This window comes from Oceanisphaera profunda (assembly GCF_002157895.1).
GTDB lineage: Bacteria > Pseudomonadota > Gammaproteobacteria > Enterobacterales > Aeromonadaceae > Oceanimonas > Oceanimonas profunda.
On record NZ_CP021377.1, the window covers coordinates 1,337,947 to 1,364,326 of the forward strand.

Consider the following 26,380-nt stretch of genomic DNA (forward strand, 5'->3'; position numbering starts at 1 on the left):
TAGATTAAATTATCGACCGAAATTATCTAATACCCGACTAAACAGATCAAGTATTCTCCGGCTTTGGCCAATTAAGGCTCAGGGTGCGGGGTGCTTTACCGTCTAAGTCTAACTGTAATTCTAACGTTTGTGCCTGACTGTCTTCGGGCAGTTGCAGCTGACCGGTTAACACCTGAAAGTGACGAAAATCGAGGGTGACCGGTGTCACGCCTAGGGTGTCGTCACTGAACAGCACGGACACGCCCGCCTGCAGTGCGCGCACTTTCACTCGTGCTTGGCCGGTAATGCGCTTATTGGTTTGGGTGGGCTGTAACAGTACCAGTCGATAGGTAAATAAGCCCGTTTCAGCGAGCGGCGTAATATCTTCATGGGTTAATAGCAGTTCGGCACCGGAGTCGCTAGCCATCACTTGTCGATATAAGGCCAATTGCTGTGCTTGCTCGGCCAGTTGGCGCGCCTGCAGATCCAATTGCGCCAACTGACTGCTTTCGGCACTCAGTAGCGTTTGCAAGTCTACGCGCAGCGCCAGCAGCTCTTGTCGATTGCGCTCGGCTTGAGTCTGCTGCTGGCTCAATAACTGCTGTTGCTCCTGATAGCGCAGTGCGCCAAAGCCCAGCAGTAACGCCAACACCACACAAACCAGTAAACACAGTATAAAACGACGATCCAAAGGTGCAGTCATCATCATCTCCAATAGGTAAGGCCGAATTGTGCCAAAGCGCAGCCCTGGGCGCCAGCAAGGCTTTGGTTAAGCCTTAATTTAACCGATGCCCGCCACAAGCATGACAAGCGAGGCACCCTTTTTGATATTTTGATATAGTCAGGCCACATTGGCAGCGCCTGCTGTCACAGCCCCAATTCAAAGGATGCTTACATGTCCAAGTCTGACGATTTATTTGCCAAGGCCCGTCTCGTTATTCCGGGCGGCGTTAACTCTCCGGTTCGTGCCTTTAACGGCGTAGGCGGCACACCGCGCTTTATTGAACGCGCCGATGGTGCCTATATTTTTGATGCGGACGGCCAGTCCTATGTAGATTACATCGGCTCTTGGGGCCCGATGATTTTGGGCCATAACGCCGCAGTAGTACGCGAGGCAGTGATTGAAGCCGCAGAGCGTGGCTTAAGCTTTGGTGCCCCCACCGCCAGTGAAGTGACCATGGCGGAAAAAGTAAAAGAGCTGGTACCCTCCATGGAGCTAACCCGCATGGTGAACTCCGGCACCGAAGCCACCATGAGCGCCATTCGTTTAGCTCGTGGCTTTACCCATCGCGATAAGATTTTAAAATTTGAAGGCTGTTATCACGGCCATGCGGACTGCCTGCTGGTGAAAGCCGGCTCCGGTGCCCTCACCTTAGGCCAGCCTAACTCACCGGGCGTACCGGCGGATTTTGCTAAACACACCTTAACCGCGACTTTTAACGATTTAGACTCAGTAAAAGCAGCTTTTGCCGCGGCACCCGATGACATCGCCTGTATTATCGTGGAGCCGATTGCTGGCAACATGAACTGCATTCCTCCTGCGGACGGCTTCTTGCAAGGCTTGCGCGATATTTGCGATCAATACGGCGCCTTGTTGATTTTTGATGAAGTAATGTGTGGTTTCCGCGTTGCCTTAGGCGGCGCGCAGCAGCGTTATGGCGTGACCCCGGACTTAACCACACTCGGTAAAATCATCGGTGGCGGCATGCCAGTGGGCGCCTTTGGTGGCCGTCGTGAAGTGATGGATCATTTAGCCCCGACCGGCCCCGTGTACCAAGCCGGTACATTGTCCGGTAACCCCATCGCCATGGCAGCCGGTTTAGCTACCCTTAACGCCCTGAGCGCACCTGGCTTGCACGAAAAGCTAGAAGCCAGCACTAAGGCCTTGGTTGATGGCCTGCAAGCGGCGGCCGATAAACACGGCATTCCTTTTACCACTACCCAAGTGGGCGCCATGTTTGGCTTTTTCTTCACCACTGAAAAAAATATCACCTGCTATGAGCAAGTGATGCAATGTGATACCGAGGCGTTCAAACGCTTCTTCCACTTAATGTTGGATCAAGGCGTGTATTTGGCCCCGTCTGCTTTTGAAGCGGGCTTTATGTCTTTAGCGCACGGCGAGAAAGAAATTGCCCATACCTTGGCTGCGGCAGATAGCGCTTTTGCGGCCATGAAGGCTTAATTAAACCCCGTAACCTGTTAAACACAGGCTAACGGGTCTAATCGGGCTGCTGGATATTCACCAGCGGCCCTTCTAATAGCTCAACGCTGTTCCCGTCGGGGTCCATAATAAATACGTAGCGGCCACAGCTTTGCCCGCGTACCACAGACGGTTTATCTGCTAGTAATCCCGCCCCATGCAAGGCACTCAACGCCTCATCTACATCGCTTACTTGCAAGGCAAAATGCCGTAGCCCTAATCGAAATCCGTTGGCCCAAGGCGGAAAGGCCGTCTGCGCCTCCATCTCCTGGTCGGGTTTAAAGCAATACAACTCCAACAAGGCTTGCCCTAACTGCAAATGACAAATTTGTAACTGTTGAGCTTCATCCTGCCAGCGATACACGGGCTCAAAGCCTAAGCCTTTATAAAAGGTTTCAGACACCGCCAAACTACGGACACTAATGGTCAAGTGATGGAAAGAAAACATGACACGCCCTCCGATTAGATACCTTTGAGCATATACCAGAAACACAGCTATCAGCGGTCGGCGTTAAGCGCTCAGCTAAGGAAACATGCTTCTTTGGTAGAGACCACTTTAGTCGGCCAGTTCTACGAAGCTAAACGAGGGCTCTGAGAAATTGGGGATAAACAGAGCGCTGGCTGGCGAGTTAAAAACGGACATAAAAAAACAGGCACCTGATTGTGATCAGGTGCCTGTTTAAGTTGAGTTTAGTGCTTAATGCTAGGCGCTCGCCTCACACTTTACCCTTTACACTTCACGACGAAGTTAGCGTGCGAAGTTAAAGATGTCCTTTAACCAATCGCCGACTTGTTCACCGGTTTTGGGTAAGTTGTAGGTCGGCTCAGCCGGCTGACAGCCGCGCACCGGCGGCAAACTTGCAGACTTAGCTGGTAACAAGCGCGTTTGCTCACAACGTGGATCTGCGGGCTGACCATCGCTGTAGGCAAAGTTAGCTTGTTCGATTCCCGGAGGAGCCTTAAGCTCCAGCGAGTCGACGCCACGGCTGTCTAAGTAGCGGCTATACACTCGTAGCGCACCACTGGAACCGGTTAAGCCAGTACTGGCGTTATTATCCAAGCCGACCCACACACTGGCCAGCTCTTCGTTATCTAAGCCCGCATACCAAGCATCACGCAAGTCGTTGGTAGTACCGGTTTTGCCCGCCATTACCCGATTAGGAAAGCGTGCGGCTAAGTGCGCAGCCGTACCACCGCCGACCACCCGCGTCATGGCATAGAGGGCTAAATAACCCGCCTCTGGCTCCAATACTTGCGTGGCCTTGGCCGTGTGCTGATACAAGATTTCGCCTTGCTCGTCTTGAATGGCACGAATCGAGGTAAGCGGCTGATACAAGCCTTGGTTCGCCAGCGTTAAATACAGCTGATTCACTTCCAGCGGCGTCAACTCCAGCGTGCCTAACATCAAAGAAGGGTACGCAGGAATCGGTTGGCGCACGCCCATACGCTGCAGGCCTTTAATCACATTATCTAGCCCTACTGCCATGCCTAAATTTACAGTCGGTACGTTCAGCGATTTAGCCAAGGCATCCACTAGCATCACCTGACCGCGAAACTGACGATCATAGTTATTAGGTTTCCACACTTGGCCACCTTCACTGCGCAAACTAATCGGCTGATCTTTAATGGCGCTGCCTAAGGTAAAGCCATTGGCCAGTGCTTCGGCATAGACAGGCGGCTTAATTAACGAGCCAATGGCTCGGCGAGCAGACAGCGCTCGGTTAAAGCCGGCAAAGCTTGGATCGGCACCGCCCACCACTGCACTCACCTCACCTTTACGCCAATTAGTCACCACCATGGCCGCTTCTAAGTCCGGCTTTTTGGTATTAGCGCGCAGCTGTTTTACTTGCTCGATGATTGCCTGCTCGGCACTGTGCTGGGCAATAGGATCCAAACTACTGAATATTTTCAGGCCATTTTGGCGTAAAAAATCACTGCCAAAACGCTCTTGTAGCTCTTGGCGCAGCATGCCCATAAAGGCAGGCGTGCGACCATAACCCATGCGCCCGCGTTCAATCAGCTGCAATGGTGTTTCACTGGCTTGCTCATAGATGGCACGGCTGATATGACCGTCATTGGCTAATAAACGCAGTACTAAGTCGCGACGCTCGCGAGCGCGCTCGGTATTGCGCCAAGGATCGTAATAAGACGGGCCTTTTACCAGCGCCACCATCAGGGCAATTTGGTCGGCATTCAATTCATTAAGCGGTAAGCCAAAGTAGAAGTAACTGGCTAGTCCAAAGCCATATACTCCTTGGCCACCGTTTTGACCCAAATATACTTCGTTTAAATAGGCTTCTAAGATCTCGTCTTTGTCATAACGAAAGTCGATGATCAGCGCCATATAGGCTTCTTGAATCTTGCGCCATAAACTCCGGTCTTGGGTTAAAAATAAGTTTTTTGCCAACTGCTGAGTCAGGGTACTGCCGCCTTGTACCGTACGGCCGGCTTTCACGTTCACCACTAATGCACGCAGGATCGCCATCGGCGACACGCCGTCGTGACTATAAAAGTCTCTGTCTTCCACGGTAATCAAGGCGGTTTTCAATAGCTCAGGCACTTGGTCTAAGCGCACCAACAAACGGTCTTCACGTTTTTCTACGTTTAAGCGGTCCAGCAATACCGGATCCATGCGCGCGTAACCCAGCTCACGACCATTGGTGGGGTTTTTTATCGCTTGTAGGCGCTGGCCCGAGAAGGTCAGTCCAATTTGGCGGGCATCTTCAGGGCCATCGGAGAAATTGAACGGACGGCGATGAATTTCGATACTGCTGTTATTCGCCGAATATTCACCGGGGCGACTGGGGCTGGCAACCTTGCGATAGTTTAACAACTGCAGCTCACGCAACATCTGGGCATGAGACAGTTTTTGGCCCGGGAAGAGCTCCAAGGGCCGGCTATAGACCAAGGCGGGCAGCGCCCACTTTTGGCCATCAAAGCGCTCTCTGACTTGGCTATCGAGGTAAATACCAAAAATGCCCATTATCACTGCAAACACCAGTGTTAATTTAAGCAGCAGGCCCCACCAAAAGCGGTTTTTTCTCACCGGCTTCTTTTTGGATTTTTTCTGAGTTCGAGTCTGTTTTGCCATAATCAGTGCTTTATATGCCTCTTGGTGTACTGGGTTGGCGCCGTGGTGGCTGGGCTATCTGGCCAGTGGTGCTTAGGGTAGCGCCCCCGCATTTCTTTTTTAACATCTTGATAAGAACCGGCCCAAAACGCGGCCAAATCTCGGGTAATTTGTAACGGTCGACGCGCCGGTGACAATAGCTCTAACACCAAAGCAATGCGCCCCCTGCTAAGGTGGGGCTGTGCGACTGACCAAACATCTCTTGTAAGCGCACCGGCAAGACGGGATCGTCTGCTTCTCGATAACGAATGCGCACTTGAGTGCCAGTGGCCATGGTCAGTGAGTTGGGTAGCAGGGTATCCAGCAATTGCTGCTGTGACCAGTCCAGCCGACTTTTAAATATCTGCGCCCAAGGTAGGCGCGCCAGTGCCTCCCAACGGCCAAGCCCCGTCAAATAAGGCAGTAACCATTGCTCGGCCTCCTCAAGCCACTCGTTTGGCTCGCAAATGGCAAAGCCGCGATCGGCCAGTTTTTGTCCGGCGAGCCGTAATCTCAGCCAATATTGGTCGGCCGCTTCATCTAACGGTAACGCCTGCCAACCGCGGCGTTTAACCTCGGCCAGTAAACATTCGGCTTTTTGCTGGGGGCTAATATCGGTTAAGGGCGCGCGCTGTAAAATTAAACCGCCGAAGCACCATTGGCGCTCGGCTCGCACTCTATTAGCCTCATTATCCCATTCCAAGTGCGCCTGCTCACTAAAATGCGCGGGCATAAAGGCTTGTAATTGCGCCAGCTCAACCGGCTCTGCTGCTTGAATAAAAACGCCCCGCTCGCTGCGGCCTAACGCCGCAATAGCCAACATGTTTTTGCCTTGTAAAGGGCTGGCTTGAGGCAAGTCGGCACTTAAGCCACCGGCTAGGCCATAGCGTATTTGCTGGCCTGATATCTTGCCTGTCGCTTCGGGTCGTAATAAGGCCACCCACTCGGGCCGTGCGTTGGCCAGTAGCGGCCCAACATACTGCCCTGAGGGCGCTATTGGTTGTGCTTTAAGCCGGGTAAACCAACGCTGAGCCGCCGATTTAAGCGCGCCCTGTCGTGCTAAAATTTGTCCCGATAAAGGACCTGTATCCCAGCGGCCTTCTTCTAATAAAGCCACCAAATACACGGCATCGGCCAGCGCACCTTTATGCCCTTGTTGTTGCCACGCTTGGGCACAGAGCAGTAACTGGCCAAGCCTTGGCTCACAACCCAGTTGCCAGACTTGGCGGCCCAAAGGGGTAAGCTGAGTGCCATTAAGCAAAGTTAAAGCGGTTAATTGTTGGCGGGCGGCGGCCAACAGCGGCGCAGGAGGCTTGGTCAGCAACGCCAACTGCTCGGGATCTGCCCCCCAAGCGGCGCACTCCAGTACAAAATTGCTCAAATCACTTTGTTCAATCTCGGCGGGCCGGCGCACACTCAAGCGCTGTTGTTGCTCTTGGCTCCACAGCCGCACGCAACTGCCGGCTTGCACCCGACCGGCACGGCCCGCTCTTTGCGTGGCCGAGGTTTGACTAATATGACGGGTGTGTAAGCGTGTGATACCCGATTGCGCTTCAAACTCGGCACGCCGCTCAAGGCCACAATCCACCACCATACTGATGCCATCAATTGTCAGCGAAGTTTCCGCCACATTAGTGGCCAACACTACCTTGCGCCGCCCGGCAGCAGAGGGCGCGATAGCCAATTGTTGCTCGTGTAAACTCAAACGGCCATATAAAGGACGCAGCTCCACTTGCTCATCGGTTTTGCCCTCGAGCCAGCGCAGGGTGTCGCGAATTTCTCGCTCGCCGGGTAAAAAGGCCAACACGCTGCCTGAGTGCTCGAATAAGGCCGACACTATCGCCCGCCCCATGGCTTCATCAAGACGCGCCTGCAGATTACGCGGCTGATAGCTCACCGCCACCGGAAAGCTGCGCCCATGACTGTGAATATTCACGGCATTGGGCAGCAATTCGTCCAGCGCCAAGCCATCCAGCGTGGCAGACATGATCATAATGGTCAGATTATCGCGCAGCTCTTGGCATTCTAAGGCAAAGGCCAAGGCCAGCTCGGCGTGCAAGCTGCGCTCATGAAACTCATCAAAAATCAGTAAGTCGACCCCCACTAGCTCAGGATCGCCTTGCAGCATGCGCGTTAACACGCCCTCGGTGACCACTTCTAGGCGAGTGTGTTTGCTGACGCAGGTTTCACCGCGCATCCGATAACCCACTTGCTGGCCTGGCTGCTCGCCTAACTGTGCCGCTAAGTACTGGGCTATGCTGCGCGCCGCCAAGCGCCTAGGCTCCAGCAATATAATGCGGCCTGTGATCTCCGGTTGCGCTAACAGCCACAGTGGCAAGCCCGTGGACTTGCCCGCCCCCGGCGGCGCTTCAAGAATAATATGGGGCGCCATTAAGGCCGCCTTTAATTCTGGCAGCACTTGGGCGATAGGAAGCTGATGCACGTGATTACCTACTGGTTTAACAACGCTTATATAGTGCCAAATAACCGCGTAAAGCGCGATCAGTAACGCTGGCTTTCAGCCATGTTTAGCCACAGTGGTCTACGATCCAACTGCACGCAGACCACAGTCGTTGGCGATGAACGGAAGAACGAACGACTTGAGAGGTTGAAAAATCAGCGGCCGCAATAAACAGCTTACTGCTCAATCTAAGGCGGCTCACTCTAAGGCTGCTCAATCTAAGATAAGCACGCTATATTGTCGTTATTAAACATAAGACCATGCGGATTATTAATAGTAGGTTAGTTAACAGACATTATTTATCATCACTTTACGTTTTGTTTGGCATCAATTTATATGAAGAGGTAAACTTAGCCGCCGCATTAACATTCATCGCATCGAGACTCACTCAGGGATAAAGATTGATTAATAAAATAAGGATATTAGTTTCCTTGATGCTATTAAGCCTCACGCTTACGGCGTGTGACGAAAGTTCAAGGTCAGCTAAACAGCCAGGATTAACCACTATCCGCATAGCCAGCTGGAGCCTACCGATTACCGAGCAGATCAATCTCTTGGCCGAAGATAAAGACTTCTTTTCTCCACACCAAGTGGCCATTAAATTTATTCCTGGTGCCGGCGGCAGTGATGCGATCAATAAAATTATTGCCGGTGAGGCAGACATTGCCTTTGCCGATCCCGGCGCCTTATTTTCTGGCTTAGCCAGAGGCGAAAAACTGGTCGCCCTTTATGATATCTATCCGCAAAACGTATTTAATGTGGTGTCTTTAACGAGCAGTAATATTCGTAGTCCAAAAGATTTAAAAGGCAAAAAGATTGGCGTCTATAGCGATACCAGTGGCACTAAACGAAATTTATTAGCGGTGTTAAGACAAGCACGATTAAGAGCAAGTGATGTAGAAATCATTGAAACCGGCGTCCTGAATTTCGATCCCTTAATTCACGGCCAAGTAGATGCTACCTCCGCCACAGATACTGCCTTGGTCGCCGCTCAAGCAAACGGCTTAGGTGAAGTGAATGTGATACAAGTTAAAGATTACTTTAATTACTCCAGTGATTTATTTGTGGTCACAGAAGCAACCTACGCTCAAAAAAAAGAGCAGCTGCACGCATTTTTAGCTGGCTATAAAACCAGTGTCCGATGGATGATAGAAAACGTAGACGAAGCCGCACAACAAGCCGTTAAATATGCGGTTGACGGCAAAAATATCGCCCACAACGCCACTATTATTACGCTGCGTAATACCAGTAGCTTACCGCTTTCTGGTGAGCTTTCGGAGTTAGGTTTGATAGACTTTAATAACTTACAAGATGCCGCCAATATGTACTACGAGATGGGGCTAATTAGTCGCCCCCTCGACTTAAGGCCTGTGGTGGACTCGCAATATAGACTGCCCCTGTGGTCGGGGAATAACAGCTCTATGCTTACCCGATAATAGTAAACCTCTCCAGCATTAAGCCCGCCTTGCTAATTACCCATCACCTAGGCGCTACAGAATAAGACGTTCTTTAATTTGATGTTGCGCAAAATATTTCTACAAATGACTCTGTGACTGACTTTACATTTATTGCTACAAGTTAGCTCCATATGATGCTCAGCACCTAAACCTATGTATAGTGGTTAGTAAGTAACTAAAAAGGTTTGTTGCGCTGATTTAGGTCTTGTTGAGTCGCCTGCCTAGTGCCGCAAAACTACCACACTCAAAAATCCCTGGAAAACCAGGTAAGAGAAATAAATGCTTACATTCAGGCTCAGCAGCCTTTATCCCCTAATAGCGTTTGTGTGTATTTTTGCAGCAGGGGCTTATTACACTCACCTCAGTATTGTGGCTGACCGCAAGGATTATCAGCTGCTGATGGAGGAGGTGGTGAGTGTTCAAGCCGCCGCCATAGAGCGCCGCCTAAATAGCTCGTTATCGTCGACCTTTATACTCGCTCAAGAAGTACGGCGCAGTAACGGTCAGTTCAAAGATTTTGACCTCTATGCTAAAGAAGTGATGCAGACCTTGGGCGCGGTTTCCAATCTGCAACTGGCTCCAAATGGCGTCGCTCAGCAAATTTATCCGCTGGCTGGCAATGAAAAGGCCATTGGTCATGACCTGTTATACGTCGATGAACGTAGAGCTGAGGCTTGGGAGGCCATTAACACTAAGACACTAACACTGGCGGGCCCCTTTATGCTGGTGCAAGGGCAAATGGGCATGGTGGGACGAAACCCGGTCTTCCTAGAAAAAAACGGCGAGCAGCAATTCTGGGGATTTACGACGGCATTAATTTACTTGAAGGATTTGCTGTCATTTACAGAACTGGATCAGCTAACACAAAAAGGCTATGCCTATGAGCTGTCGCGCTTACACCCAGACACCGGCCTGATTGATATCTTTGCCCACTCCAGCAGCAAGCTGACAAACCAGTTAGTAAGAAAGAAAATTCGGGTTCCCAATGATGAGTGGACGCTCGCGATGGGCCGGCCCACCGACTTCACCTCCCAGATTATCGTGGGCCTTATGCTCAGTCTGTTCACAGCGGGCATATTCACATTACTGGTACGCCGTATTCTGTTCGAGCCGAACCGGTTACGCTCATTGGTAAAAATACAAACCCTCCAGCTGGAACTGCTGGCATTCAATGATGAACTCACGGGTTTGGCTAATCGACGATCTTTTACCGAGCAGCTAGACCAAGCCATTCTGCATACTCAACGTGCAGGACAGAGCCTAGCTTTATTGTATTTGGACTTGGATAATTTTAAACGCATCAACGACTCCACAGGGCATGCAGACGGCGACCGATTATTGACTGAAGTGGCGCAGCGACTTCGAACCTCGGTGAGAGAAACCGATATTGTCGGCCGCTTAGGCGGGGATGAGTTTGCGGTGATACTGATGAATATAAAAAGTGTCGAGCAGGTACGGACTGTCGCCGCAAAAATAATCGCCCACATAGGGAAGCCAGTACAGTTGGCCCAAAATGAAGCCATCGTTGGCGCCAGTATTGGCATTACACTGGCACCAGAAGACGGCACCAGCAGTGGCGAGTTATTGCGCAATGCGGATTTGGCCATGTATGAGTCGAAACGAGCGGGCAAAAACCAACTGTCTTTTTATAACTCAGCCATGCAAGAGCAGGCGCTGCTCTCAATACGGCTCGAAGAAGAGCTACGCCAAGCCTTGGCCCACGAAGAATTCGCGCTGGCATTTCAACCCATCATTGACCTGAGTAATGGCCAGACGGTGAAGTTTGAAGCCCTGCTGCGCTGGCAGCATCCGGTTCGAGGTATACAATATCCGGGTAGTTTTATTGAGATAGCGGAGCAAACCGGGCTGATTGTGCCTATGGGTTACTGGGTAATCGAGGCGGCTGGTGATTTTATTCAGCAACAAATGCAGGCGGGGCTAATGGTAAAACCGGTGGCCGTTAATCTAAGCGTCTGTCAGTTACGCGAACCTGACTTTGCTGAGCGGGTTGATGCGCTGTTAAAGCGCAGGAAGATCGCCCCCCATTTACTGGAGTTGGAAATTACCGAGTCCATGCTGATGGAAAATGTTGAGCTCGCCATGACTTTGATAGCAGACTTGAGGCGCCTAGGAATCCGGATCGCGATTGATGACTTTGGCACCGGCTATTCTTCGTTATCACAACTGCGCTTGGTGCCGGTAGATATTCTGAAAATCGACCGCTCTTTTGTGATGAACCTAGAAAGTAATCCTGTTGACCGGCAAATGGTGGAAGCTATTACCGTTATGGTGCATAAGCTGGGACTCAAAGTAGTAGCTGAAGGCATTGAAACGGTTGAGCAGCTGTGGTTTCTGAAAAGTATCGGCTGTGATTATGGCCAAGGCTTTCTGCTTGCTCGCCCCCTTGTACCCGAGCAGGCACTGCAATATCCAGGGTATGCTGATTTAGCGCTGAGCAAGAGTGCGCCTCGTGATAACAAAACCTGCGTGGCGACCACCAGCTAGCAAGGTACGGGGCTCAGAAAGACTGGCTAGCTGGCTGGAAGCAAAAAGAAAGCAAATAATGAAGGAAAAAGTCAGATAAGGCAGCAGACAAGGAGGAGATACATGGCAAATGACGACAGTCGGCTATTTTTGGCTTTTCCTGCCGATACGGTGGCGGCACAGCTTCATCAGTTACAAGACCGGCTGGCATTGCCAGGGCGGCGCATTCCCCGTCGCCAGTTTCATTTAACCTTACGTTTTTTAGGTGCGCTCAACGACACTCAGTCCACGTCCTTGATCAAACAACTGCCACGCATGCAGCTGCCCCGCTTTACTCTTGAGCTTAACCAACTTGATTGCTTTCCTCGGGCCAAGGTGGTGTGGGTAGGGCCTACTCAGGTGCCCGAAACCTTACAGGCATTGTATCAAGAGCTAAACAATCGTTGTGGAGCATTAAAGCTAGATCCGCCCCATAAGGCGTTTCGGCCCCACATTACCTTGTTTCGCCATGACTGCGTTGTTGAGCTGCCTCCCATCACGCCCATCCGCTTCCAACCTAGCCAGTTATGCCTGTATAGCTCAATACAAAGCGAGCAAGGCCCGCACTATGAAATATTGGCGTCTTGGAAGTTAAATAATGGCGAGGGGTGAGTAGTGAAGGGTGATGGGTGAAGGTGCGTCGCTTTTCCACTTTACCCTTCACTCTTCACACCCCCCCCCCCTCACTTACCCAATAAACGGCAGCTCTTGCACCAAGTACATGCCTTGTGGGCTGATATCGGCCCGCCAAGCGAAACACTCCACACCCATGGCCATGGCCTCGGTCACCAGAGCGCCGTAGACAGGGTCTAGATGATGCGCAGGGCTAACACGAGTAATGCCTGTATGTAGCACACAAAACAGCAACACGGCTCTGTGTCCGTCCTGTACGCACTGCATCAGCTCACGCACATGCTTCTGTGCCCGTTCGCTCTTGGTGTCAGGAAAATAACCTTGGCCAAGCTCCCTCTTGCTCGTCTCATCCCGCTTTTGGCTATCGAGAGGTTGGTCATCTAACAGCGTCACGCTCTTCACTTCTACGTAGCAGTCCGGTTGATTATCGGCGCGCAATAGAAAGTCGATCCGGCTATTTTCACTGCCGTAGCGCACTTCGGCTTTTATGTCTGAATAATGGGCCAAGGGCATGATAACGTGATTCGCCAAGGCCTCGGCAACCAGTGCATTAGCTTGATTGGTATTGACGCAAATAAAATGGCCTAGATTATTTTGTACTAGCTCCCAGGTGTGCGCATATTTGCGTTTAAGATTGCTAGAGGTCGAAAAATAAATCGGCCATCCGGGTTCGGCACACCCAGTCATTTTGCCGGTATTGGGGCAATGTAGCGTCAAGGCTTGACCTTGAACGTCTACATCGGCTAAAAAGCGTTTATAGCGCTGGATTAGCACCCCTTGTTGCAAAGAAGATGAAAACTGCACAATCACACCTATAATCCACACGTTAATAGTTAAACAAACACCCTCGTCTTCGCGCATTTGCTCTTGAAAACCCTCTTCATTGTCCCCATATGGAGGAAGCATCAAGCAACTGCATAGGCTTGATGGGGCAAGATCAGGGCCAATTTAAGATAAATAAAGCGGCCTCAGTCCTGTTTCAAGTAGATTTTTCACTGAAATAGCACGGCAAAATTGCCTTGTTAATAGGCTTTCTGCTATAGATAGCCGCTTAAAAAATTTGGTTGGCGCAATATTGCTTCTTAGGAGATACGGAATGCCAGCAGTCGAAATCAAGAAATCTCTCGGTATTCTGGCCATTGCCGGTGTTGAGGCCTATCAGGCTAAGCCCGATGAAGAATACATGAACGAAGGGCAGAAAACGCACTTTCGTAAAATTCTGGGCGCTTGGCGCACTCAGTTGCGCGAAGAAGTCGATCGCACCGTGGGCTACATGAAAGACGAAGCTGCCAATTTCCCCGATCCGGTGGACAGGGCCGCTCAAGAAGAGGAGTTTGCACTTGAGCTGCGTGCTCGAGATCGTGAACGTAAGTTAATCAAGAAAATCGAAAAAACACTGCAGAAAATCGAAGAAGATGACTTCGGCTACTGCGAGCACTGCGGTGTAGAAATTGGTATTCGTCGTCTAGAAGCCAGACCGACCGCCGATTTATGTATCGATTGTAAGACTTTGGCTGAAATCAAAGAAAAACAGATGGCCGGTTACTAGCATTATATGAATAACAGCGCGCCCAAGCCTTATATTGGGCGCTTTGCCCCCTCACCCAGTGGCCCCCTGCATTTTGGCTCGTTAATCGCCGCCTTAGGCAGTTACTTGCAAGCCAAACGTTCTCAGGGAAGCTGGCTGCTCCGCATTGAAGACTTGGATCCGCCCCGCGAAATACCGGGCGCGGCCGACGACATTTTATTTGCGCTCGACGCCTTTGGCCTGCATTGGGACGGCCCCGTGGTCTACCAAAGCCAGCGCCTGGACGCTTATCAAGCGGTGCTCGATGAGTGGGCGAACCTTGGCCTCACTTATTATTGCCATTGCAGCCGAAAAACCATTACCGAAAGCGGTGGCTTTTATACCGGCCATTGTCGTGACTTAGGCCTGAGTGCAACACAGGCTTCAACGCGCTTAGTGATGACCAATCCGGTGTATGAATTTTATGATCAACTGCAAGGCTCGGTTAAAATACCGACCGCGCTTGCAGAAGAAGATTTTATTGTACGTCGCCGTGACGGTTTTTATGCGTATAATCTGGCGGTGGTATTAGATGATGCAGCAGCGGGCATTACAGAAGTCGTGCGCGGAGCGGATTTGTTGGAGCCCACGGGCCGACAAATTGCGCTGTATCAAAGGTTGAATGCACCTATTCCCAACTGGCTGCATCTGCCCTTAGCTACCCTTTCTGGCCAGAAACTATCGAAGCAAAACCATGCGCCCGCCTTGGATTTACACCAAGCTGGCTCGCAATTATGTCAGGCCTTGGCTTTTTTAGGTCAGGCGCCGCCCGCTTCTTTATGGCAGGGCCAGATAGATGAAATTTTAAATTGGGCCATCGCACATTGGCAGTTGCCACACGTGCCTGGTACCACACAAGTTGAGTTGAAGTGCACAGAGAATTCGCATTTTCAACGCCCTGCGCTATTATAGTGCGCAAAATTTAAGGTCTGTTGACCTTTGCAAAACGATTTTTGCAGCCCTGCGGGTTCGGCTACACATATGTAGCTCGAACAAAATATAACCGCGACAGGTCAACAGACCCTAGCTAAAGGCCATGCGAGGTGTCCTATTTTTTCCCAGATTGCTGGCTTTTGTAAGAAGCTACTAAACCGAACTCCACAAGCCCGAGCCGAACAGGAGACGCTACCGTTGCAACCCGTGGTATTAACACGCGACCAACACGGTATATCACGCCAACAAATCAGTGATAACGCGCTCAAAGTGTTGTATCGCCTGAACAAATCTGGATTTGAAGCCTACTTAGTGGGCGGCGGTGTTCGTGATTTACTCTTGGGTCGCCAGCCCAAAGACTTTGATATTGCCACCAGCGCGACGCCCGACCAGGTTAAGCAGTTATTTAGTAACTGTCGCTTGGTGGGTCGTCGTTTTCGCTTGGCCCATATTTTATTTGGCCGTGATGTGATCGAAGTGGCGACCTTTCGTGGTCATCATCATCAGGTTAATAACAATAAGAATGCGTCAGACCAATCCTCTGAGGGCATGCTGCTGCGTGACAACGTCTACGGCACCATAGAAGAAGATGCGGAGCGCCGCGACTTTAGTGTTAACGCTTTGTATTACAATATTGCTGACTTTAGCGTGGTGGGTTTTTCTAATGGTCTTAAAGACTTAGAAAACCGCAGCTTAGAGCTGATTGGTGATCCGGAAACCCGCTACCGTGAAGATCCGGTGCGCATGATCCGCGCGGTACGCTTTTCTGCGAAGCTGGGCTTAACCATTAGCCCGCGCACCGCCGCACCCATCCGTGATTTAGCGCCCTTGCTGGGTGATATTCCGCCTGCACGTTTGTTCGAAGAAACACTTAAGTTATTGCTGGCCGGTTATGGGCTTGAAACCTACCACCAATTACAGCGTTATGACTTGTTTGCGCCTTTGTTCCCTGAAGCCGCCGATGTGATGGGCCAAGACGATAACGATTATCATCGTTTTCTCGAACTGGCGCTGATCAATACCGATGAACGTATCGCAAAAGATATGCGTGTTACGCCAGCTTTCTTGTATGCAGCGCTGTTATGGGGACCGGTAGAAACCCGCACCCAACAGTTTATGCATGAAGGCGGCCTTAACTATTACGATGCTTTCTTGCTGGCCATGGATGAAGTGCTGGGTCGCCAAGTGAAGAGCGTAGCGATCCCGCGTCGCTTTAGCTCGGTAGTACGTGATATTTGGATGTTACAAGACCGCTTAACCAAGCGCAGCGGCAAACGCCCGCATCGCTTACTAGAGCATCCTAAGTTTCGTGCCGGTTATGACTTCTTGTTATTACGCGCCGAGCTCGACCCTAAGCTGAAAGAGCTAGCCGATTGGTGGACCGAGTTTCAAGTGGCAAACCCAGTGGACAGGCAGCAGTTATCTCGCGCCGCTCAGGCCCGACATAATCAGTTTGGTGGCGAAGACCCGGCTAAAGCGCGCAAGCGCCCACGTCGTCGCCCGCGGAAGAAAAAAGAAGCATGAGTCAAGTGTACGTAGCCTTAGGCGCCAACTTAAGCGAGCCTTTGGCACACATTAAGGCCGCGCAAGCGGCACTGGCAGGCTTGGCCACAACCGGTAGCCTGCGTCATTCACCGCTTTATCAAAGCCAACCTATGGGGCCGGCAGATCAGCCGCCCTATATCAATGGCGTCTCGGTGTTTGAGACCACCTTGGCCCCGCACGCACTACTAGATGCGCTGCAAGCCATAGAGCAAACCCAAGGCCGCGTGCGCAAAGGCGAGCGCTGGGGGCCGCGTACTCTGGACTTAGATATCTTGTTGTATGACGACTTGATAATGAAGGATGACCGCTTAACCCTGCCCCACTACGGCATGAAGCAGCGCGAGTTTGTGTTATACCCGCTGGCGGACTTGTGCCCAGACCTGATTTTACCCTGCGGCACGGCTCTAGCGCCCTTGCTGCTGACTTGCCCTATCAATGGCATGACGCCACTGCTCTCGTAGTCAAAGGAATCTCTCATGAGTAAAGTAACCACAGCCCGCCTGTTAGCGATGAAACTCGATCAGCAAAAAATTGCCATGATCACCGCCTATGATGCCACCTTTGCTAACGTATTTGAGCAAGCCGGTGCTCACGCCATTTTAATTGGCGACTCGCTGGGCATGGTATTACAAGGCGAAGACAGCACGCTAAAAGTTACGGTCGAAGAAATGGCCTATCACACCCGTTGTGTGGCCAAAGGCTGCACCAAGGCGCTGATTGTCGCTGACTTGCCGTTTATGAGTTACAGCAATACCGATCAAGCCTGTACTAATGCGGCGACCTTAATGCGTGCCGGCGCGCACATGGTTAAGCTGGAAGGCGGTGATTGGCTGGTCGAGACCATTACTCAGCTAACCCGCCAAGGGGTACCTGTGTGTGGCCATTTGGGACTAACGCCGCAATCGGTACACGTGTTTGGTGGCTTTAAGTTACAGGGCCGTGAGCGCGCCCAAGCAGAAAAAATTAAGCAGGATGCAAAAGCACTGCAGGCCGCAGGTATTCAGCTATTAGTACTGGAATGCGTGCCCAGCCCGCTCGCTAAAGAGATCAGTGAATTATTGAGCATTCCGGTGATCGGTATAGGTGCCGGTCCAAACACCGATGGCCAAGTGTTGGTAATGCAAGATGCCTTGGGCTTAACCACGGGTTATGTGCCTAAGTTCACCAAGAACTTTTTGGCCGAGCATCCAAGCGTGAAAGCCGCCATTAGTGCTTACGTAACAGACGTAGCCGAGGGACGTTTTCCTGGCCCTGAGCACAGCTTTAACTAACGCATACTCACTCTTAATAAATTTTAATTAAAACCAAGCACAGCAGAGAATCGAACATGCCGCTTATTTCTGATATCTCCTCTTTAAGAGCCACCATTAATGAGTGGCGTCGCCAAGGGTTGCGCATCGGCTTTGTGCCGACCATGGGCAACTTGCACGCCGGCCATCTGCAGTTAGTCAAGACGGCGCGCCTGCACTGCGATAAGGTGATAGTTAGCATCTTCGTCAACCCCATGCAGTTTGACCGTGCAGCAGACTTAAGCGCTTATCCGCGCACTTTAGAGCAAGACTGTGAGCGCTTAGATGAGTTGGCCGATGCGATATTTACGCCCACCCCTGAATTGATGTACCCCAACGGCCAGCAGCAGCAAACTCGCGTGGTGGTGCCCGGTGTTAGCGAAGTGCTCGAAGGCGCGCTGCGCCCCGGCCACTTTGATGGTGTGAGCACTGTGGTGTGTAAGCTGTTCAACCTAGTACAGCCAGACTTGGCCTGCTTTGGTGAAAAAGATTACCAGCAATTAGCGCTGATCCGTAAAATGGTCAGCGATTTAAATATGCCGGTCGAGCTGATAGGCGTACCCACGGTGCGAGCGGAAGACGGCTTAGCCCTGAGCTCGCGCAATGGCTATTTAACGGCCACTGAGCGCGAGCAAGCCCCCGAACTGGCAGCGACTATGTCATGGTTAGCCGAGCGCATTGTTCAAGGTGAGCGCGATTTTGCAGCACTGGTAGCAGCTGGCAGCACCCGCTTAAATAATGGTGGTTTTACCACAGATGCCATTGATATCGTGGACGCCAGCACGCTACTGCCCGTTACCGAGCAAGCCCAAGCCGTGGTGATTTTAATGGCAGCCTTTTTAGGTAAAGCACGATTAATAGACAATCAGGTCGTGTCTTTATAAGATGCGCCTTCTTTTTGGCAAGATTTTTCTGCAGACTTAACTGCAGACAGACGGATGCGTGTATTAAGGGTCAATAAACCCTCAGCACTTACAACGGAGATCAGGAAACATGGATATGCAACGCGTTATGCTGAGAGGCAAACTGCACCAAGCACGGGTGACTCACGCTGAACTGAACTACGAAGGTTCTTGTGCCATCGATCAAGACTTACTGGATGCAGTGAACATTCGCGAATATGAGCAAATCGATATTTATAACATCGAAAATGGCGAGCGTTTTCACACCTATGCAATTTCCGGTGAGCGCGGCTCTAAGATGATCTCACTCAATGGTGCCGCCGCCCGCAAGGCCGCCGTGGGTGATCGCATCATCATCTGTGCTTATGCGCCTATGAGCGAGCAGCAGATTGAACAGTATCACCCAAGCTTGGTGTATCTGGATGTGGACAACAACATAGTGCGCACCAGCAAAAACATCCCGCTGCAATTGGCTTAAAAGCAGCCGTAAGCTAAACGTCGTACGCTGTAACTAGTCATTAAAAACCCGAGCCTTAAGCTCGGGTTTTTTTATTGGTGGCGAGATCTGTAATTATTAAGAGGTAAGCCAAAGCTAATAGGAGGCGATTTTAGTATGCCGTTTTCTCACTTCAAGCTAGCACTAATCCCTATGGCTGATCTCCACGCCGCGGCTGTGCTATGTGCAGAGGCCATGGCTGATAATCCATTGCACCTTAAAGTGTTTGGCCAAGATATACATAAGCGCCAGCAACGGCTTACACGGCTGTTTAGCGGTTTACTGCCTTATATCGCCCGCAATGGTGAGCTAAGGGGCGCTTATGCAGGCCAGCAGCTAGTCGGCGTCTTAGGACGGTTAGCTCCCGGCCGCTGCCAACCCAGTTATATAGAGACATTAAAGCTGGCACCGGCCTTATTAGCCAGTAACTCACCGCTAGGTTGGCTGCGTACCCTGCGTTGGCTAAAGCAATGGTCGGCACTGGATCCTAAAATACCACATTGGCACCTAGGCCCGCTTGCCGTAGCCCCAAACCATCAGCGCCAAGGCATAGGCCGCGCTTTGATGGAAGTCGTCATTAATGAGGCCAACGGCGTTAGCTTATATCTGGAAACCGATAAGCTCAGCAATGTGCAGTTTTATCAAAAACTAGGCTTTAATATCATCGCCACGCCCATCTTGTTGGGTACCAAAACATGGTTGATGCTTCGCAGTGAGGCGTGAAGAGTGAAGAGAAAGAGCTGGAAGTAAGATATAAATACCAAACCATTCTGCCTAACATGTAGAAGCCGCTTTAGCCGGCTGGTTTTGCATAGCAAAACGTCATTTGAAGCGTGAGAGCTGGAAGCTGATAGTTCCGCAAAGAGGTTTATCTATAAAAAATGGCAGCCCATTGGCTGCCATTCCTCTCTTCACACTTTACTCTTCACGTCTCACGAAAAACTACGTCCGCAAGCCGCGACCGGTACGGATCAAATACCAAGCCCACCAGTAGAACACCAAGATAAAGCCGATAATAATGGTGTAGGCCACACTTAAGCGCACATCCGACACCCCCAAAAAGCCGTAGCGGAAAGCGTTCACCATATAGAGCACCGGATTTATCTGCGAGATGTTTTGCCACACGGTTGGCAACAGGCTAATGGAATAAAACACGCCGCCTAAATAGGTCAGCGGCGTTAAAATAAAGGTCGGAATAATGCTGATATTATCGAAACTGCGGGCGTAAATAGCATTCAGTAAACCGGCCAACGCAAATAACACCGAGGTCAAAAATACGGTAAATATTACGCTAAACAGATGCTCAATATGCAAGTCGACAAAGAACAGCGACACTAGGCTAACGATTAAGCCCACCAGCAAACCGCGCACCACACCACCGCCTACATAGCCGGCAATGATCACATAAGTGGGCACCGGGGCCACTAATAGTTCTTCAATGTTATTTTGGAACTTACTACTGTAAAAAGAGGAGGCCACGTTAGAGTAAGAGTTGGTAATCACCGACATCATAATCAAACCAGGCACAATAAAGGCCATATAAGAAAAGCCGTCCATCTCGCCAATCCGACTACCAATCAGGTTGCCAAAAATAACGAAATACAGCGTCATGGTAATCGCTGGCGGCACCAAAGTTTGTACCCAAATACGGCCAAAACGCACTACTTCACGAGATAAAATACTGCTAAAGGCTACATAATAACGCATGCCGCTCATACTGCTGCTCTCCCGTTTTCTACTAGCGTTACAAATAACTCTTCTAAGCGATTGGCCTTATTGCGCATGCTTAACACCCGCACCCCTTGCTCGTTAAGCTGAGCAAAGACATTATTTAAGCCCTGCTCTTTCTTCACTTCCACTTCTAAGGTGTGATCATCGAGCAGCTGCCAGTTATAGCCAGATAAAAATGGCTCGCGGCCGTCAACCGCTAAGTCCAGAATAAAGGTTTCTACGGTTATTTTACCGAGCAAGCCTTTCATGCTGGTGTTTTCTACTAACAGCCCTTTATCTATGATGCCAATATGACGACAGAGCAATTCCGCCTCTTCCAGATAATGGGTGGTCAGGATAATAGTGATGCCTTGCTCGTTAATCAGCTTTAAAAAGTCCCACATGGCGCGACGAATTTCGATATCTACCCCCGCCGTCGGCTCATCCAAAATCAATAACTTAGGCTCATGCATTAAGGCGCGGGCTATCATTAGGCGGCGCTTCATGCCGCCAGAAAGGGTGCGCGAAATGGCATGGCGCTTATCCCACAAATCCAACTGCTTAAGATAACGCTCGGCGCGAACTTTGGCTTCTTTGCGCGGTACACCGTATAAGCCCGCTTGGTTGATTACCACCTGTTCGACTTTTTCAAACTGGTTAAAGTTAAACTCTTGCGGCACTAAACCAATTTGGCTCTTGGCATCTTCCAAGTGGGTATCGATATCAAAACCAAACACCTTTACCGTGCCGGCAGTTTTGTTCACTAAGGAAGAGATAATGCCAATGGTGGTGGACTTACCTGCACCATTAGGGCCTAACAGCGCATAAAAGTCGCCCTGCTCTACGGTTAAATCTATGCCTTTGAGCGCTTCTACACCACCGGCATAGACCTTGCGCAAGCCTGCAATTTCCAGTGCTTTGGTCATCAATAGCTCCATAACATAAAAAAGCCCGCGAGCAGACTCGTCACTAAACTGCCTTTAAGACTAAAGACTTTTTGCAACGGAACCCACAGAATGCGCGGAAATATTAAGCTGAGATAAGTTCGAAAAAAGCTAAGAGATCTTATTGGTAAAAGCTAGAACAAAGCCGGCAGCTGTAAGCGATCAGCGAAGACAAACACCGAGCCCTGTAGCCTTGCGCTTTAGCTGCAAGTCCTGCGGAGCAGGATGGTTTATTAGTACATATTACCCAATTAAATCACTTTCAGATTTGATCTCTATTTTTCCGTGGGTTCCGTGGATTCCGTTGCGAGAGGGTTTGGTTTTAGTTTTTTCTTCCTGCTCGTCCACTTCACCCTTTACTCTTCACCCTTGAACAGCAAATCAATCCAGCGGTATTACCTTGCCGATGTAGGGCAGGTTGCGATAGCGCTGGGCGTAATCGATGCCATAGCCCACCACGAATTCGTCGGGTATGGTAAAGCCTACCCAATCTACCGGCACATCCACTTCTCGACGATCTGGCTTATCGAGCAAGGAGCAAATGGTCAGAGAGGCAGGTTGGCGCAAGGACAAAATCTCTTTCACCTTACTCAAGGTGTAACCCGTATCTATGATGTCTTCGACGATTAACACGTGCTTACCGTGAATTTCATCATCTAAGTCTTTGAGAATGCGCACATCACGATTACTTTTTGTGCCACTACCGTAGCTGGAAGCCGTCATAAAATCGAGCCGTACCGGTAATGGGATTTGGCGGCAAAGATCGGCCATAAAGACACAGGAGCCGCGCAGCAAACCCACCATCACCAGCTCATCTACGCCTTGATAATGTTGAGTAATTTGTTCGCCTAATGCTTGGATCCGGGCATTAACCTCATCGGTGCTGATCAGGACATCCACTCTGTGTTTCATTTTCGCTCCGTTCGGGGTAGTAACGCCCGATTGTGATTAAAGACGTATTCTAACGGAAATCTAACTGGGCTGCATGTGGCATGCGTGAGGCGTAAATACGCGGTAAGCCTTACGCCGTCAGACAAAGCCGGTCGAATGAATTCGACCCTACTGCTTGGCGCTTGGTGCTAGGCGCTGTATTTTAAGCCCCATATCCCCAACGCGACATCAAAGTATGATCTAGGTCTAGATGGTCAAGAATGCGCGCCACCATAAAGTCCACTAAATCACTGATACTTTTCGGCTGGTGATAAAAGCCCGGCGAAGCAGGCATAATAGTTACGTTTAAACGCGCTAACTTCAGCATATTCTCTAAGTGCAGCGCCGAATAAGGTGACTCGCGCGGCACTATGATCAGTTGGCCTTTTTCTTTGATCACTACATCCGCCGCGCGCTCAATTAAGTTATCTGAGTTGCCCATGGCAATAGCAGCCACTGTACCCATAGAGCACGGGCAAATCACCATCCGCCGTGGCGCACCAGAGCCTGACGCTACCGGTGAAAACCACTCTTCTTTACCATAGACTTTAAGTTGCTCAGGCTTGGCCTGATAACGCTCGCTAAGCAAGGCTGCCAAGGCCGCAGGTTGCGCCGGCCACTGCTCATCTTGTTCGGTGGCCATAACTACTCGTGCGGCACTGGACACCAATAAGTGCACTTGTAAGCCGGCCTCCAGCAAGCGCTGTAATAGCGCCAGCGCATAAGGCGCGCCCGAGGCACCGGATAGCGCCAAGGTGATTTGCTGCTGGCGAGAATACAGTATCGGTGATGACTCGTTGTTAATGGTACTCATGATTTTTTATCCACATTCAGCTGTAAGGCATCTAACAACCGCTGGTGAATACCACCAAAGCCGCCGTTGCTCATCACCAATAGATGGTCATTAGGTTGGGCCTCGCTGACCAGTGCCGTAATCAAGGCCTCCAAGTCTTCATAAATTTGGCCTTTAGGGCAGGCATTGGCCACCGCATCTAAGTTCCAATCAAGACCACTGGGCTTAAAGAAATAGCTGGCGTCCGCTTGTTGCAGTGAATCGGCTAACGGCTGCTGATGAATGCCCATCTTCATGGTGTTAGAGCGCGGCTCTAATACCGCCAATACTCGGCCGTTGCCTTGGGCCTTCACTTGGGCTTTTAGCCCCGCCAATGTAGTGGCAATGGCGGTAGGGTGATGGGCAAAGTCGTCCCAGACGCGAATATTACTGACCACGCCTTTTAGCTCCATGCGCCGCTTAGGCGACACAAATAAGCACAAGGATTTAATCGCCTCATGCACTGGCACGCCGGCATGGCGGGCCGCAGCCAAGGCCATTAGACCGTTGTGTACGTTGTGCAGGCCCATGCAGTCCCATTGCACTTCACCTACCTTTTGTCCATCAACCAGCACCGCAAACTGACTGCCATCTTCGCGTAACGGCTCTACTTGCCACAGGCCGCCTTCACCTAAATATTCCACATCACTCCAGCACCCCATGGCCAGCACTTCATCTATGGCCGGCGTTTGAGTGGGCACCAACACGCGGCCGTGGCTGGGCACCATGCGTAATAAATGATGGAATTGGCGCTGAATGGCCGCTAAATCGTCGAAGATGTCGGCATGATCGAATTCCAGATTATTTACAATCAGCGTACTGGGTCGATAGTGCACAAACTTGGAGCGCTTATCGAAGAACGCACTGTCGTACTCATCGGCTTCAATCACGAAAAACGGCGCTTCACCTAAGCGCGCCGACACCTCAAAATTCCCGGGTACGCCACCGATTAAGAAGCCTGGGTTAAGGCCACAGTCTTCTAAGATCCACGCCAACATGGCTGCGGTGGTGGTTTTGCCATGAGTGCCGGACACCGCCAACACCCAGCGGTCTTGTAATACATGCTCAAGCAACCATTGCGGGCCAGACGTGTAGGGCAAACGACGATTCAGCACTGCCTCCACGCACGGATTGCCGCGGCTCATGGCATTACCGATCACCACTAAGTCGGGAGTATCGTCGAGCTGGGCAGGATCGTAGCCTTCGATTAATTCTATACCCTGCGCGGTAAGCTGAGTGCTCATAGGTGGGTAAACATTGGCATCGCTGCCGGTAACCCGATAGCCGAGTTGTTTAGCAAGAACGGCTAATCCGCCCATAAAAGTGCCACAAATTCCGAGAATATGGATGTGCATAACGTGCCTCTGGCTGCTGTAATGGGCCCATTCTAACAATGTGCCTGCACTTTGGGCACTTGTATGGTGATCTCTACGACACTAGTTATAATATCGCTCTATATCGTCGTTACCCATTGGTATAATCGGACCCGCCCTCTAAGCGTGGTAAACTCGATTATTCAGTTTGTTATCTATTAATAAAGGAAGTCTCATGAGCCTGAAGAACGTCCCTGCCGGCCTTAATTTGCCCGAAGATATTTACGTGGTCATCGAAATTCCCCAGAACGCAGATCCTATTAAGTACGAAGTGGATAAAGACACAGGCGCGCTGTTTGTGGACCGTTTCATGTCTACGCCTATGTTCTACCCGTGCAACTACGGCTACGTGAATAGCACTTTGTCTTTAGATGGTGATCCGGTTGATGTGTTGGTGCACACCCCGTATCCGTTAGAAGCCGGTTCTGTGATCCGCTGCCGTCCAGTAGGCGTGCTCAACATGACCGACGAGTCTGGCGTTGATGCCAAGATTATCGCCGTACCGCACAGCAAGCTGAGCAAAGAATATGAGCACATTCAGGACATCAATGATGTATCTGAGCTGCTGAAAGCCCAGATCCAACACTTCTTTGAGCACTACAAAGAATTAGAAGTGGGTAAGTGGGTGAAGTTAGACGGTTGGGGCGATAGAGCTGCCGCCGAAGCAGAAATCTTAGACTCTGCCGAGCGCTTTAATAAAGCCTAAGTAGCAAAAGCTAAGCTACATTAAAAAGCCCCCAATTAACTGGGGGCTTTTTTTATCCGTGTCACGATAGGCTCCTGCTCTGTTGAGCTGGGCACTTAGTGTTATCTTTATCTCCTCGCGCTTTACTCCTCACCGCCTGAACAATTTGACAATTTATTAACATCACTTAGGCTGATTGAGTTAACCCCTCTCAAGGAGTCATTTGATGTCGATGAGAATTGGAATATTACTGGCCTACTTGCCCCTCGCTTACCTGCCGATGGAGGCCTTGGCTCATAATCTGCAACTCAATCAAGCCGCCCCTGCGGTGGCGGTGACTAATCAAGGCGAATTGATACTTAATAACGAGCAACTGAGCGCGCGCAATTGGCAGTTAAGCAAGGGAGCTGGCAAAGTGCGCTTGGTACAACATATTGCCGGACGTTCCAGCGCGAAGGAGCTCAATGCACCCTTAGTACGGGCCATTACTGCGGCCAAGCTGCCACGGGACCGTTATCAAACGGTGACCATTATTAACGTCAAAGATGCCATATTTGGCACCTCGGCTTTTGTACGCAGCAGCGCTGAGAGCAGTAAGCGTGAATTTCCGTGGTCATCGATAGTGGTAGATGAAAATGGCGTCGTGGCACAGACATGGCAATTAAAAGCGAAAAGCTCGAGTGTTGTGCTGCTTGATCAGAAGGGAGTAGTGCTTTTTGCTAAGGAGGGGGCATTAACTAGTGAGCAAATAATGGAGGTCATGATGTTAGTGCGCGGCGCACTTAAAAATTAAAAATATAAGCCTCATCAAG

The 26,380-nt window shown here is 50.7% G+C and carries 23 protein-coding genes and 1 pseudogene; 14 read left to right on the top strand and 10 right to left on the bottom strand.

Going from position 1 to position 26,380, the window contains the following annotated elements; genetic code table 11:
* Positions 1-46: 46 nt before the first annotated feature.
* On the bottom strand, positions 47-682 hold the full coding sequence (locus CBP31_RS05780; RefSeq protein ID WP_087035370.1) for a DUF6776 family protein: 636 nt from the start codon (positions 680-682) through the stop codon (positions 47-49).
* Positions 683-874: 192 nt separating this feature from the next.
* On the opposite strand from CBP31_RS05780, the gene hemL reads away from it, so the two are divergent.
* The gene (hemL, locus tag CBP31_RS05785) at positions 875-2,161 is read left to right on the top strand and encodes a glutamate-1-semialdehyde 2,1-aminomutase (RefSeq protein WP_087035372.1); all 1,287 of its coding nucleotides are present in this window, start codon (positions 875-877) and stop codon (positions 2,159-2,161) included.
* 37 nt (positions 2,162-2,198) lie between these two features.
* On the opposite strand, the gene CBP31_RS05790 is transcribed toward hemL, so the two are convergent.
* From CBP31_RS05790 to hrpB, 3 genes and pseudogenes are all read right to left on the bottom strand, one after another.
* Complete coding sequence (locus CBP31_RS05790) at positions 2,199-2,627, bottom strand: VOC family protein (protein ID WP_087035373.1); 429 nt, start codon at positions 2,625-2,627, stop codon at positions 2,199-2,201.
* 300 nt (positions 2,628-2,927) lie between these two features.
* Positions 2,928-5,270 (bottom strand): penicillin-binding protein 1B, encoded by a 2,343-nt coding sequence (gene mrcB, locus CBP31_RS05795; RefSeq protein ID WP_087035375.1) that lies wholly within the window; start codon positions 5,268-5,270, stop codon positions 2,928-2,930.
* A 2-nt stretch (positions 5,271-5,272) separates the two neighbouring features.
* A pseudogene (gene hrpB, locus CBP31_RS05800) lies at positions 5,273-7,680 on the bottom strand (ATP-dependent helicase HrpB).
* A gap of 503 nt (positions 7,681-8,183) precedes the next feature.
* Between hrpB and CBP31_RS05805 the strand changes: the two are divergent.
* The 3 genes from CBP31_RS05805 to thpR all read left to right on the top strand — a co-directional run bounded on the left by CBP31_RS05805 (position 8,184) and on the right by thpR (position 12,341).
* A complete protein-coding gene (locus tag CBP31_RS05805) occupies positions 8,184-9,185 on the top strand; it encodes an ABC transporter substrate-binding protein (RefSeq protein ID WP_087035377.1) in 1,002 nt (333 codons plus the stop codon).
* Between the two features lie 300 nt (positions 9,186-9,485).
* Positions 9,486-11,711 (top strand): bifunctional diguanylate cyclase/phosphodiesterase, encoded by a 2,226-nt coding sequence (locus tag CBP31_RS05810; protein WP_087035379.1) that lies wholly within the window; start codon positions 9,486-9,488, stop codon positions 11,709-11,711.
* Between the two features lie 102 nt (positions 11,712-11,813).
* Positions 11,814-12,341 (top strand): RNA 2',3'-cyclic phosphodiesterase, encoded by a 528-nt coding sequence (thpR, locus tag CBP31_RS05815; protein WP_087035381.1) that lies wholly within the window; start codon positions 11,814-11,816, stop codon positions 12,339-12,341.
* Between the two features lie 75 nt (positions 12,342-12,416).
* Here thpR and sfsA read toward each other — a convergent pair whose 3' ends face one another.
* Positions 12,417-13,166, bottom strand: coding sequence for a DNA/RNA nuclease SfsA (sfsA, locus tag CBP31_RS05820; RefSeq protein WP_087038637.1), 750 nt, complete (start codon positions 13,164-13,166; stop codon positions 12,417-12,419).
* A gap of 292 nt (positions 13,167-13,458) precedes the next feature.
* Here sfsA and dksA point away from each other — a divergent pair, with 292 nt between their 5' ends.
* From dksA to CBP31_RS05860, 8 genes are all read left to right on the top strand, one after another.
* Positions 13,459-13,911 carry an RNA polymerase-binding protein DksA gene (dksA, locus tag CBP31_RS05825; RefSeq protein ID WP_087035383.1) on the top strand — a complete coding sequence of 151 codons (453 nt, stop codon included), beginning with the start codon at positions 13,459-13,461 and terminating at the stop codon, positions 13,909-13,911.
* A 6-nt stretch (positions 13,912-13,917) separates the two neighbouring features.
* The gene (gluQRS, locus tag CBP31_RS05830; RefSeq protein WP_087035385.1) at positions 13,918-14,841 is read left to right on the top strand and encodes a tRNA glutamyl-Q(34) synthetase GluQRS; all 924 of its coding nucleotides are present in this window, start codon (positions 13,918-13,920) and stop codon (positions 14,839-14,841) included.
* A 219-nt stretch (positions 14,842-15,060) separates the two neighbouring features.
* Positions 15,061-16,386, top strand: a complete 1,326-nt coding sequence (gene pcnB, locus CBP31_RS05835; RefSeq protein ID WP_407668786.1) for a polynucleotide adenylyltransferase PcnB — start codon at positions 15,061-15,063, stop codon at positions 16,384-16,386.
* The gene (gene folK, locus CBP31_RS05840) at positions 16,383-16,868 is read left to right on the top strand and encodes a 2-amino-4-hydroxy-6-hydroxymethyldihydropteridine diphosphokinase (RefSeq protein ID WP_087035389.1); all 486 of its coding nucleotides are present in this window, start codon (positions 16,383-16,385) and stop codon (positions 16,866-16,868) included. The genes pcnB and folK overlap by 4 nt, the downstream gene beginning before the upstream one ends.
* Before the next feature lie 15 nt (positions 16,869-16,883).
* The gene (gene panB / locus CBP31_RS05845) at positions 16,884-17,678 is read left to right on the top strand and encodes a 3-methyl-2-oxobutanoate hydroxymethyltransferase (protein WP_087035391.1); all 795 of its coding nucleotides are present in this window, start codon (positions 16,884-16,886) and stop codon (positions 17,676-17,678) included.
* 56 nt (positions 17,679-17,734) lie between these two features.
* Positions 17,735-18,580, top strand: coding sequence for a pantoate--beta-alanine ligase (gene panC / locus CBP31_RS05850; RefSeq protein WP_087035393.1), 846 nt, complete (start codon positions 17,735-17,737; stop codon positions 18,578-18,580).
* A gap of 109 nt (positions 18,581-18,689) precedes the next feature.
* The gene (gene panD, locus CBP31_RS05855) at positions 18,690-19,076 is read left to right on the top strand and encodes an aspartate 1-decarboxylase (RefSeq protein ID WP_456093787.1); all 387 of its coding nucleotides are present in this window, start codon (positions 18,690-18,692) and stop codon (positions 19,074-19,076) included.
* Positions 19,077-19,289: 213 nt separating this feature from the next.
* Positions 19,290-19,817 (top strand): GNAT family N-acetyltransferase, encoded by a 528-nt coding sequence (locus CBP31_RS05860; protein ID WP_227875162.1) that lies wholly within the window; start codon positions 19,290-19,292, stop codon positions 19,815-19,817.
* Between the two features lie 219 nt (positions 19,818-20,036).
* On the opposite strand, the gene CBP31_RS05865 is transcribed toward CBP31_RS05860, so the two are convergent.
* The 5 genes from CBP31_RS05865 to mpl form a co-directional block, all read right to left on the bottom strand.
* Complete coding sequence (locus CBP31_RS05865; protein WP_087035396.1) at positions 20,037-20,810, bottom strand: ABC transporter permease; 774 nt, start codon at positions 20,808-20,810, stop codon at positions 20,037-20,039.
* Entirely contained in the window at positions 20,807-21,730 is a 924-nt protein-coding gene (locus tag CBP31_RS05870) for an ABC transporter ATP-binding protein (protein WP_087035398.1), read from the bottom strand. Before CBP31_RS05870 ends, CBP31_RS05865 begins: the two co-directional genes overlap by 4 nt.
* A 399-nt stretch (positions 21,731-22,129) precedes the next feature.
* Positions 22,130-22,660, bottom strand: coding sequence for a hypoxanthine phosphoribosyltransferase (hpt, locus tag CBP31_RS05875; protein WP_087035400.1), 531 nt, complete (start codon positions 22,658-22,660; stop codon positions 22,130-22,132).
* Between the two features lie 181 nt (positions 22,661-22,841).
* A complete protein-coding gene (locus CBP31_RS05880; protein WP_087035402.1) occupies positions 22,842-23,492 on the bottom strand; it encodes a flavin prenyltransferase UbiX in 651 nt (216 codons plus the stop codon).
* On the bottom strand, positions 23,489-24,865 hold the full coding sequence (mpl, locus tag CBP31_RS05885; RefSeq protein WP_087035404.1) for a UDP-N-acetylmuramate:L-alanyl-gamma-D-glutamyl-meso-diaminopimelate ligase: 1,377 nt from the start codon (positions 24,863-24,865) through the stop codon (positions 23,489-23,491). The genes CBP31_RS05880 and mpl overlap by 4 nt, the downstream gene beginning before the upstream one ends.
* Positions 24,866-25,058: 193 nt before the next feature.
* On the opposite strand from mpl, the gene ppa reads away from it, so the two are divergent.
* Entirely contained in the window at positions 25,059-25,589 is a 531-nt protein-coding gene (gene ppa / locus CBP31_RS05890) for an inorganic diphosphatase (RefSeq protein ID WP_087035406.1), read from the top strand.
* 205 nt (positions 25,590-25,794) lie between these two features.
* Positions 25,795-26,361, top strand: coding sequence for a YtfJ family protein (locus tag CBP31_RS05895; protein WP_227875163.1), 567 nt, complete (start codon positions 25,795-25,797; stop codon positions 26,359-26,361).
* Positions 26,362-26,380: the final 19 nt, after the last annotated feature.